We start from the raw sequence: 10,318 nt of genomic DNA on the forward strand, positions 1-10,318 counted from the left end.
CCTCACCCTCATGGATCAGGCCCAACAGGATGTGCTCCGTACCGATGTAATTGTGGTTGAGCATCCGGGCCTCTTCCTGGGCCAGGACGACAACCCGTCGCGCTCGGTCGGTGAACCGCTCGAACATAACCGCCACCCTTGAAGAGTGACGTCGCCCCGGGTGACGAAAGGGCACCCGGGACGACGTCTGCTACCGGACTAAACCAGCCGTCACGCGCTGACGTAGGCCTCGGAGCCCACCAGTGCGTCGGCCAGCTTCATCTGCACGCCGGTCAGGCGCGCCCGGACGTCGCCGCCGGAAGTGCGCAGCGCGGCGTCCGCGTGGTCGGCCGTCAGCACCGTGCCGGTCGGCTCGAGGTCCTTCAGCCGCCCAGCCAGGTGCACCGGCGCCGCCGCGTACAGCGTCGCCGACGGAGTGACCAGCTCGAAGTGAGCGTCGAAGTGCAGCTCACCCGGGTAGCGCAGGGTGCTCAGGCTGTCCTCCGTACCCTCACCGAGCTGGCCGCCCGAGACGGTGAAGAAGCTGGCCCGCAGCATGACCTTGCCACCCAGAGCCGGGCAGTTGCCCACCAGCGCCACCCGCGCAAGCTGGGCCAACACGCCGGAACCCTGGTCGTGCTTCTCCGGGCCGAAGAGGAGGATCTCGGCGCCGGCGGCCAAGGGGTAGTCGCCGGAGAGTTCGATCTCCTCGGTACGGCCGTTGACCTCGACCTTGATCTTGGCCTCGGTCGACGCCTGGATGATGATCGACGGGTCGACCAGCATCGAGACGCACGGGCCGATGCTCGACGCGAAGAAGGCGCTCGGCGTGTTGCCGACGGCCTCGTTCTCGTCGTTCGACGGGTACCACGCGGCCGGCAGGTTGGTGCCCCGGACCACGTTGTGCGCCGGCATGACCTCGCCCTGGTCACCGTAGGGACGACCGAGGAACGGCGAGGTCAGCGGGGTCTTGTACGGCGGCAGGCCGTCAACGATCCCCTTGACGTCGATGACACCCCGGTGGGCCAGCCGCATGGTGCTGGTCTCCAGGATGCCGAACCGACGGATGTAGAACTCCGCGGGGAAGTTCTTGCCGGGCACGATCTGCTTGATGTGACCGGTGTTCGGCAGGTAGGGGTTCGACAGGATCTGGATCCGGTCGTTGAGCGTGTAGCTGAACCCCTTGATGCCGACCTCGGGGGCGCTGATGAGCTCCAGGTCGAAGCTCGCCGTGCCGTCCTCGTCGACGGTGTGCTTGAACCCCTGCATCGGCCACTTGTTCATCTGCACGAAGCCGGACAGGTTGATCGTCTCCCGGCGACCACCGTAGTAGTCGTCGCCGAAGACGACCGTCGCCGCCGCCAGGATGTGCGGCCGCAGCGGCTTCGGCTCGATGTTGAGTGACTCGTAGGTCTCTCTCGCCGTGTCAGTCACGGCTCCACCTCCCTGTATGCCCCGGATGCGGTGACGCCTCTGTGACGCCTCTCCACCGGAGGACCACTACTCGGGACGCTATCGATTTTTAAAGTGCTCGTCAATCGGCCTCGATTGATCCTTAGCGAAATAATGTCCCATTTCGCGCATGGTTGAAGCCTGCGCACAGGTAGGAGGGGCAGACGGGACCCACACACGAAGTCCACAGAGGCGCTATCGGTTTCCCTATCGCACAGTCCGACCCGACGAACTGGTCAGACCGCGCCGGTCGCGGCGGTCAGCGGGAAGTCCGGCACCCGCAGCATCGGCATGGCCACGTGTGCCACCGCATCGCCCCAGTCCCGCGCCCGGGTCGGCACGGTCCGCCCGACCTCGGTGGCCCGCATGACCATCGCCAGCGGGCTGTCGTTGAAGCGGAAGTTGTGCACCGCACCGACGACCTCGCCGTCCTCGACCAGATAGACGCCGTCCCGGGTGACCCCGGTCAGGGCCATCGTCGCCAGGTCCACCTCGCGGATGTACCACAGGCTGGTCAGCAGCAGGCCACGGCGGGTACGGGCGACCAGGTCCGCCTCGGCACCGCCACCCGGCGGCCCTTCGAGGATCAGGTTCTCCACCAGCGGAGTCAGCGGCATGCCCAGTTCCTCGGCGCTGTGCCGGGTGTGCACCAGCGAGCGCAGGCGTCCCTGCTCCCACCAGCGGGTCGGGCCCAGCGGCAGGCCATTGTCGAAGACCGACCGGGCCCCGCTCGACGCGGCCGCCACCAGGAACGGCGCACACCGCAACCCCTCGGCCGTCGGATCGCTGCGCAGGGTCAGCGGAATCCCGGCGATCGGCTCTCCGATCCGGGTACGGCCGCCGGCCCGGCTGTAGGCCGTCCGGCCCTGCGCCGCCGCCGCGGCACCTGCCGTGGTGTACGCGTAGTTCATCAGGTCGGCGACCGCGCTCGGCGGCACGAGGCACTCGTACCGCCCGGGTGGCAGGTCGACCCGCCGCCGCTCCCACCGCAGCCGCCGGTCGAGATCGTCCTGAAGCCCGGCCACCGACACGTCAGCGAAGTCGTCGGTGACGGCGCTGGTCCACACCGGAGCACCGCGCCCGTCACGCGCGGTCAACTCCAGGTGGCCGGCGGATCCGTCGTGCCGCAGCCGGGCGCCGGCGGAGGTGCCGAGAAACGTCGTCCGGGATCCGTGTTCGGCGTACCCGTGCAGCACCTGGCCGTGCCGACCGGCCCGTGCGAACCCGGTCGAGAGCTGCTCGACCAGGCCGGCGAGCAACCCGGACGGGGGCGGCCGGACCGGGTCGTCCCAGTACGGCGACGCCGCACCCGGCTCCGGCAACGGCCGGGCGTCCGGTGCCGGCGGCGCCTGTCGGGCCACGGTCTCCGCGCCGTCGACCGCATCGACGATCTCGGCCCGGCCCACCCGGCCGGACACGGACACCGCGCCCACCCGTCCGCCGACGGTCGACACCACCGACAGCCGATACTCGTCCGCGTCGCCGGCCGCCACCAGCGTGCTGTCGGCCCAACGCAGGTGACGGTCGACGCCGGACTCCACGATCACCACGGTGGCGTCGCCCCGGGCGGCGGCGAGGGCCAGCTCGATGGCCTCCTGCGGCCCCGGTGTGCTCATCCCGTCGCCTCCGTCCGCGTGTCCGTGACGGGCACCGCCCGGAACAGCGCCGACGGGCAGCCGTGCCCCGCCGCGGCGATCTGGAGCGGCTGCGCCTTGCCGCACTGGCCGGCACCGGACAGCAGCCAGGTCTGCGGGCCACCGACCGCCTCCAGCGAGCGCCAGAAGTCCAACGTCGTGCCCGTGTACGCGATGTCGCGTACCTGGCCGACCAGTCGCCCGTCGCGGATCCGGTGGAACCGCTGGGCGGTGAACTGGAAGTTCACCCGGGCCATGTCGATGGAGAAGCTGTTGTCACCGACGACGTAGAGGCCGTCGCGGACCCGACCGATCAGCTCGTCGGTGTCCGGGCCGTCCGGCGCCGGGCACAGCGAGACGTTAGGCATCCGGGGCACCGGCAGGTGCCGGTAGGACTCGGCGTACGCGCAGCCGGTCGAGCGGTCCAGCCCGGCGGCACCCGCGGTCTGCCGATCGTGCTGCACCCCCACCAGCAGGCCCTCGGTGACCAGCGGCCAGGATCCGGCGGCCACCCCGTCGTCGTCGTAGCCGACGGTCGCCAGCGCGTGCGGGGTTGTCCGGTCGGCCACCACCGTCATCTGCGGTGAGCCGTAGCGCAGGACACCGACGTCCTGTGGCCGGACGAAGGAGCTGCCCGCGAACGCCGCCTCCCGACCACGCATCCGATCCAGTTCGGTGGCGTGACCGACCGTCTCGTGGATCGTCAGCCACAGGTTGGTCGGGTCGATCACCAGGTCGTACCGGCCCGGCTCGATCCTCGGGGCGGCGGCCTTCTCGGCCAGCAGTTCGGGCATCCGGGCCAGTTCGCCGGCCCAGTCCCAGCCGGTGCCGGTCAGGTACTCCCACCCCCGGGCGGCCGGCGGCCCGAGCGTCCGCATCGCCTCGAACGTGCCGTCACCGGCGTCGATCCGGAAGCCGAACACCATCGGATGCAGCCAGGTACGTCGTTGCCGGATCCGCCGGCCCTCGCTGTCGTGGTACACCGTCGACTCACGGAAGACCTGTAGGTACGCCTCGGCCAGGTGCGCGCCGCCGTCGCGGAGCAGTTCACACCAACCGGCCAGCAACGCGGTGCGTTCGGCGGTCGGGACCTCGAACGGATCCACCTCGTACGGCGACTGCCAGTCCACCGGTGCGGGCACCGGCTCGGCGGTGAGACGCACCGGCTCGCCGCGCAACGGTCGCACCGTACGGGCCAGCGCGCAGGCGCGGGCCGCCAGCGCGCCGACCCCGCGCGGGGACAGCTCGACCCCGGCGGCGAAACCCCAGGTGCCGTCCACCAGCACCCGTACCCCGACGCCGGTTTCCACGCTCTCCTGGCTACTCTCGGGACGGCCGTCGCGGACCCGTTCGCGCAGGGCGCGGACCCGCCGCAGCCGGACGTCGGCGTACGTCGCGCCGGCCCGGCGAGCCTGCCGCAGCGCCGCGTCGGCCAGGTCGTCGAACGGCAGCGTGTCGAATCCCGGCTCGACGGCCGGGGCAGGAGTGGTCACCGGAACCGGACGCCAGGGTGGTGCGTCGTCCACTCCCCTGCCCGCACGGTGCGCAACGCGGCCACCACCCGGTCGATCTCGGCGACGGTGCTGTAGACCGCGAAGGAGATCCGTACGGTTCCGATCAACCCCAGGTCGTCGAGGAAGGTGCTGGCACAGTGCACGCCGGAGCGGACGGCGATGCCGTGCTGGTCCAGGTGACCGCCGACATCGTAGGGATGCAGGCCGTCCACGGCGATCGAGACGATGCCCGCGGGGTCGGTCGCCGGGTCGCCGATGACCCGCACCCGGTCGATCGCGCCCAGCTCCTGCACGGCGTACCGGACCAGGTGCGCGTCGTGCGCCCGTACCGCCTCCCGGCCGAGGCCCTCCAGCCAGGTCAACGCCGTGGCCAGCGCCACCGCCGCGGGGATGTCCGGGGTACCTGCCTCCAGTCGGGCCGGTACCGGCACGTACGACACCGGGGCATCGTGGGAGACGCCCTTCACCGTCCCGCCACCGACCTGGTACGGCGGCAGGTCAACGAGCAGGTCGCGGCGGCCGTAGAGCACGCCCGAGCCCATCGGGCCGTACACCTTGTGACCGGAGAAGCAGTAGAAGTCGGCCCCGATATCCCGTACGTCGACGGGCAGGTGTGGCACCGCCTGCGCGCCGTCGACGACGACCGGCACGCCGCGCTCGTGGGCGACGCGGACGAGATCCCGCACCGGGTTGACGGTGCCGAGCACGTTGGAGACGTGGGTGACCGCGACGAGGCGGGTCCGGGGACTCAGCTCGGCCGCCAGGGCGTCCGGCTGGACGGGCCGGCCGGCGGCTGTCGGCACCACCCGCAGGGTGGCGCCCTGCCGCTCGCACAGCCGCCGCCAGGGCAGCAGGTTCGAGTTGTGTTCCATGCCGCTGACCACGACGTCGTCTCCCGGGCCGACGATCCGCGCGGCGAAGGTCTCGGCGAGCAGGTTCGTCGCGTCCGTGGTGCCCCGGGTGAAGACGATCTCCTCGTCATGGGCGGCGTTGAGGATGCGGCGCACCGTCGCCCGGGCCTGCTCGTAGTGGCCGGTGGCCCGGCGGCTCAACTCGTAGAAGCCGCGGCCGACGTTGCTGTTGGCGGTGACGTACTGGTCGACCAGCGAGTCGAGCACACATCGGGGCTTCTGCGTGGTGGCCGCGTTGTCCAGGTACGCCAGCTGCGGGCGCTGCGCGGCGTAGTCGAGGAACGGGAACTCGGCCCGTACCGATTCCAGGGGATGGGCAGCCGTGTCGGTCATCCTGACTCCTCCGTGAAGCTCGCGATGAAGCGGTCGAGGAAACCCGGTGGGCAGGGGAACAGTTTCTGCTCCGGGTAGGGCCGCTCCGCCGGCGGAATCCAGCCGGGCGCGCCGCGGCGGGGCCACCGCCCGGTCCGGTCCGCCAGGTGCGGGCCGTGGAAGAACCAGCAGATCTGGCTGACCTGCTCGGTGAAGACGACCGGGTGCACCAGTGGCGAGTACATCGCCAGGTGGCCGTAGGCGGCCCGGAACTCACCGGCCACCCCCATCGTCGCGCCGTGCAGGACGTGCCCGAACACGTCGTGCACGACCCGGAAGATGTCGTTGTGCAGCAGCTCGACGCCGTCGACGGTGACGCCCGACGGCGCACAGAGCGGATGGTCCGGTGCCGGTCCGTGGGGACCGTGTCCTTCGCTGGTGAGGTAGACGTACAGCACGCCCGTGCGGTCCACGGAATCGATCAGCTCGGCCGCGCCATGGTACGGCTGCCCCGGTCCCTGCCACGGCAGGACCCGCAGCCCGGCCGGTTCGAGCAACGCGAAGTGGCGGCGGGTCTCCTCGGTGAAGCGGGTGTACCGGGCGACGAGGTCGGCGTCGAGGGCCCGCCGGGGCGCGCGGTCGAAGTGCCGGGCCACCTCGCGGCAGAACTCCGGATCGACGCGGACCCGGGTGCGGGACAGCCGGGACAGGTCCCGGTGGGGTAGTTCGTCCCGTGCGGCTGCGGCGTCCACGTACGCCTGGGCGACCGTCAGCAGGCGGTCGTGCCGCGCCGACGGTCGGACCCGGTCGGTCGGACTACCGGCTCTGGTCGTCATCCGGTCCTCCCCGGCGTCGCCCCCTCGGGTGCGCCTCGCGCCCGCAGGCACAGCGCCGAGCCGGGCAGGCACACGATGCCCTCGCCACCGGCGTACCCAGCCGCCGCCTCGGCCAGTCGATCCCATCCGGCGCGCTCGCCGGCACCGCCAAGGTGCTGCCGCACCGCACGCAGCAGCCCGGGCGGTGTCACGTCCCGGGCGTACTGGAGGTACTCGGCGACCGAGGCGAACCGCATCGAGACCGGCACGGACTCGATGGTGATCTCGACGAAGCCGGCGGCCACCAGTTCCTCGCGGGTACGCGTGGCGTCCGCCATGCTGAACGGGCCGGGTCGCGGCGGCGGCGGTCCGGGCAGCTCGGCACCGAGCGCGCGGAAGGCCAGCGCGGTCATCGGATTGGCCGCCGGGGTGTCCCAGACCGCCGCGGCCAATACGCCGCCGGGGACCAGCAGGCGACCCAGGCCGGACAACATGCGGTGCCGGTCGACGGCGAACATCAGGCCCCATCGGCTGAGCACCGCGTCCATCGAGTGCGGCGGCAGGTCCAGTGACTCCACGTCGGACTCGACGAAGTCGATCGGATGGTCGAGACCTGCGGCGGCCATCCGGGCGCGGCGTACCATCTCCGGAGCGAGGTCGATGCCGAGCACCCGGCCGGTCGGGGCGACCAGGCGTCCGGCGCTGATCGCCGGCTCGCCCGTGCCGCAGCCGACGTCGAGCACCCGGTGGCCGGGGCGCAGTCCGGCCGCGCGCAGCAGCCAGGCGGTCACCGGCGCGGCGGCGCGTTCGTACCGGTCCCGCCAGAACTCCCACCCGCCGCTGACCGCGTTCCAGGTGTCGCGTTGCTCGGCCTTGAAGCCTGCCGGGTCGAACTGTACGACCGTCATGCTGTCTCCTCGCCGGCGAAATCAACCTCCGCCAACTATATGATTCACAAGTATCCTGGGCAACGTCGGCTCTTGCGGGCCTAAGACCCCACCAACGGCAACGTCTTCTTCAAGCGTTCTGCCCCTCGGCGCGGTGTCCACCCTCGCGCTCCCACGGGTAGCCTTCGCCCGAAGCGCCGAAGCGCCGGTACGTCCGAAGAGGAGCCGACATGAGCCAGGCCGACTCAGCCGCCCCACCACCGAGCTGGCCGGTCGGTGCCGACGAGGCGTACGCGGCGGCGCGGCGCGGACTCGCGGATGTCGAACAGGAACTGCGCGACCAGGTCGAACGGGTGGCCGCCGCCCGCCGTGCCCTGCCGCCCGGCCCGTTGCTCGACGATTATCGGTTGACCGAGGGCCCCACCGACCTGGACCGCGCCGAGCCGATCCGCGAGGTGCGGCTGCGTGAGCTGTTCGACGGGCACCCGACACTCTTCCTCTACCACCTGATGTTCGCCCCGGACGCCACCGAGGCCTGCCCGATGTGTTCGATGTGGGTCGACGGCTTCCACGGCGTCCTGCCGCATCTGCTGCGGCACACCGCTGTCGCGGTGGTGGCGAAGGCGCCGCTGCCCAAGCTGCGGGCGTGGGCCCGCGATCGTGGCTGGGCCGGCCTGCGGATCGTCTCCAGCCACGGCACCTCGTTCAACGCCGACGTCCGGGCCGAGTACCCGGACGGCACCCAACGCCCGATGGTCAGTGTGCTGCGGGCCGAGGGCGAGCGGGTACGCCATCTCTACTCCGCCCCGGCGAGCTTCCCGGACGGAGGCGAGCGCGGCATCGACCTGCTCAGCCCGGTCTGGAACGTGCTGGACCTGTTGCCCAGCGGCCGCGGCGACTGGTACGCGGGCAACGACTACGTCGCCGAGCCCGGCGCGGGCCGATCCGCCCCGCGCTGACCGACCCGCTCACCCAGGAACGCCTCGGTGGCCAGCAGATCCGGCAGCCGTACCGCCGCCAGCCGGCGACCCGCGAAGTCGGCGTACCAGACCAACGCGCCGTCCCAGGTCAGGCCGACCGGCCGACCGTCGACGAGCGCCTCCCCGAGCAGCCTGCCGTCCCGGCCGTCCACCGCCCGCAGCAGCGCGGCCTCGAAGTCCGCGTAGATCACCACGTCGCCCGCCACGGTCAGGCCGGAGGGCGTACCGGGCACCGCGAACTCCCGGCGCACGGTCATCGTCTCGACATCGCGCAGTTGCACCACCGACGGGCCGCGCAGGCCCATCCACATCATCACACCGCTGGTCTCGACACCACAGAGCCGGCCACTCGGTGGCCGAACCTCCCGCGAGTCGAGAACCTCCCCGCTGGTCGGGTCGATCAGCAGGATGCGCTTCGGACGTCCACCGACCTGGCACAGCGCCCCGCCACCCACCGTCAGGTCCGCCCGGACCCGGCGACAGGACAGCGTCCGTACCACCGCGCCCGTGGCCGGGTCGAGCGCGTAGATCTCTCCGGCCGCCTGATCGGAGTGCCAGAAGAACTCACCGTCATGGGTGAGCCCACAGAGGTAACTGCCGGGGGCGGGCAGCTCCCGGGCAATGGGCAACGTCGTGTCGACACCGGGAATGGTCATCGGATACCCCTTCTCGTCTCGGTGGAAGCGGCGCACCGGTCAGATGCCGTCGGCAAGCGCCCGGGACACGTCCTCGACCAGGTCGCGGCCGTCCTCGATACCGGCCGAGAGACGGATGAGTGCGTCACCGATGCCCCGGCGGGCGCGGACCTCGGCGGGCACCGGCCGGTGCGTCATCAGCGCCGGACACTCCACGAGGGAGTGCACGCCTCCGAGGCTGACGCCGCAGGAGAACAACGCGAACCGGTCCAGCAGCCGCGCTGCCGGGCCCCCCAGATACTCGAAGGACACCATCGAGCCGGGCTCGGTCATCTGGGCCTTGGCCACCGCGTGCTGCGGATGCTCGGCAAGCCCCGGGTAGTGGACCCGCCCGACGAGCGGGCTGGCCCGGAGCCGCTCGACCAGCGCCCACGCGTTCGCCACCTGCCGGCTCACCCGCAGCGACAGCGTGTGGAGGCCCCGCCGGATCAGAAAGCAGTCCAGCGCGCCCGGCACGTTGCCGGCCGCCGTTCGGTACGAGCGGTACGCCGCGTGCAGTTCCTCGTCCCGGTAGACCAGAGCGCCGCCCAGCACGTCGGCGTGCCCGGCGATCGACTTGGTCGTGCTGTAGAGGGAGACGTCCGCGCCGAGGTCCAGCGGGCGCTGGAGCGCCGGACTGGCGAAGGTGTTGTCCACCACCAACCGGGCACCGCGCTCGTGCGCCCGGCCAGCGACCTCGGCGATGTCCACCACACTCAGCAACGGATTGGTGGGCGTCTCGACCCAGACCAGCGCGACGCCGGGGACGTCCAGCGCGCTGGCGATTCCCGCCGGGGTGGTCAGGTCGGCGTAGCGCACCCGTACGCCCTGCCGGGCTGCCAGCTCGAACAACGCGTCGGTGCCTGAGTACACGTCGTCGGTGCTCACCACGCACTGTCCCGGGCGCAGCTGAGCGAGCACGGTCGCCGCGGCGGCCTGCCCAGAGGACAGGACGGTGGCGAACCGCGCCCCCTCCAGATCGGCCAGACACTCCTCCAGTTGCTCCCGGGTCGGGTTCTCACCTCGCCCGTAGAAGTAGCGGAGGTCGTCCTGCGCCCGCCGCTCGTACGTCGTCGAGACGTGGATCGGCGGCACCACGTCTCCGGTGCCCGGCGTTGCCCGCCGGCCCGCGTGCACCAGGCGCGTGTCGAAACGCATCG

10 protein-coding genes are annotated in these 10,318 nt (G+C 71.6%); 1 reads left to right on the forward strand and 9 read right to left on the reverse strand.

Features of this window, described 5'->3' with window-relative positions; translation table 11 throughout:
- The 7 genes from KBX50_RS33575 to KBX50_RS11680 all read right to left on the reverse strand — a co-directional run.
- Positions 1 to 127, reverse strand: a 127-nt coding sequence (locus KBX50_RS33575; protein WP_146605600.1) for a Clp protease N-terminal domain-containing protein, incomplete at its 3' end; no start/stop codon positions are given.
- A gap of 83 nt (positions 128 to 210) precedes the next feature.
- Positions 211 to 1,413, reverse strand: coding sequence for a DUF6004 family protein (locus KBX50_RS11655; protein WP_210937049.1), 1,203 nt, complete (start codon positions 1,411 to 1,413; stop codon positions 211 to 213).
- Between the two features lie 254 nt (positions 1,414 to 1,667).
- A complete protein-coding gene (locus KBX50_RS11660; protein ID WP_210937203.1) occupies positions 1,668 to 3,020 on the reverse strand; it encodes a metallopeptidase TldD-related protein in 1,353 nt (450 codons plus the stop codon).
- Positions 3,021 to 3,043: 23 nt separating this feature from the next.
- Positions 3,044 to 4,591: a TldD/PmbA family protein gene (locus KBX50_RS11665; protein WP_210937050.1), complete on the reverse strand. Its 1,548-nt coding sequence runs from the start codon at positions 4,589 to 4,591 to the stop codon at positions 3,044 to 3,046.
- Positions 4,555 to 5,823 carry a cysteine desulfurase gene (locus KBX50_RS11670; protein WP_210937051.1) on the reverse strand — a complete coding sequence of 423 codons (1,269 nt, stop codon included), beginning with the start codon at positions 5,821 to 5,823 and terminating at the stop codon, positions 4,555 to 4,557. The genes KBX50_RS11665 and KBX50_RS11670 overlap by 37 nt, the downstream gene beginning before the upstream one ends.
- Positions 5,820 to 6,638: a crotonobetainyl-CoA--carnitine CoA-transferase gene (locus KBX50_RS11675; protein WP_210937052.1), complete on the reverse strand. Its 819-nt coding sequence runs from the start codon at positions 6,636 to 6,638 to the stop codon at positions 5,820 to 5,822. Before KBX50_RS11675 ends, KBX50_RS11670 begins: the two co-directional genes overlap by 4 nt.
- Positions 6,635 to 7,525, reverse strand: a complete 891-nt coding sequence (locus KBX50_RS11680) for a class I SAM-dependent methyltransferase (protein WP_210937053.1) — start codon at positions 7,523 to 7,525, stop codon at positions 6,635 to 6,637. The genes KBX50_RS11675 and KBX50_RS11680 overlap by 4 nt, the downstream gene beginning before the upstream one ends.
- Before the next feature lie 209 nt (positions 7,526 to 7,734).
- On the opposite strand from KBX50_RS11680, the gene KBX50_RS11685 reads away from it, so the two are divergent.
- Positions 7,735 to 8,463 carry a DUF899 family protein gene (locus KBX50_RS11685; protein WP_210937054.1) on the forward strand — a complete coding sequence of 243 codons (729 nt, stop codon included), beginning with the start codon at positions 7,735 to 7,737 and terminating at the stop codon, positions 8,461 to 8,463.
- Here KBX50_RS11685 and KBX50_RS11690 read toward each other — a convergent pair.
- Positions 8,421 to 9,140, reverse strand: a complete 720-nt coding sequence (locus KBX50_RS11690) for a PQQ-like beta-propeller repeat protein (RefSeq protein ID WP_247673544.1) — start codon at positions 9,138 to 9,140, stop codon at positions 8,421 to 8,423. The two genes, KBX50_RS11685 and KBX50_RS11690, sit on opposite strands and share 43 nt — an antisense overlap.
- A gap of 39 nt (positions 9,141 to 9,179) precedes the next feature.
- Positions 9,180 to 10,316 (reverse strand): PLP-dependent aspartate aminotransferase family protein, encoded by a 1,137-nt coding sequence (locus tag KBX50_RS11695; RefSeq protein ID WP_210937055.1) that lies wholly within the window; start codon positions 10,314 to 10,316, stop codon positions 9,180 to 9,182.
- Between the last annotated feature and the right edge of the window lie 2 nt (positions 10,317 to 10,318).

It is taken from the genome of Micromonospora sp. C51 (assembly GCF_018070435.1).
Lineage (GTDB): Bacteria > Actinomycetota > Actinomycetes > Mycobacteriales > Micromonosporaceae > Micromonospora > Micromonospora sediminimaris.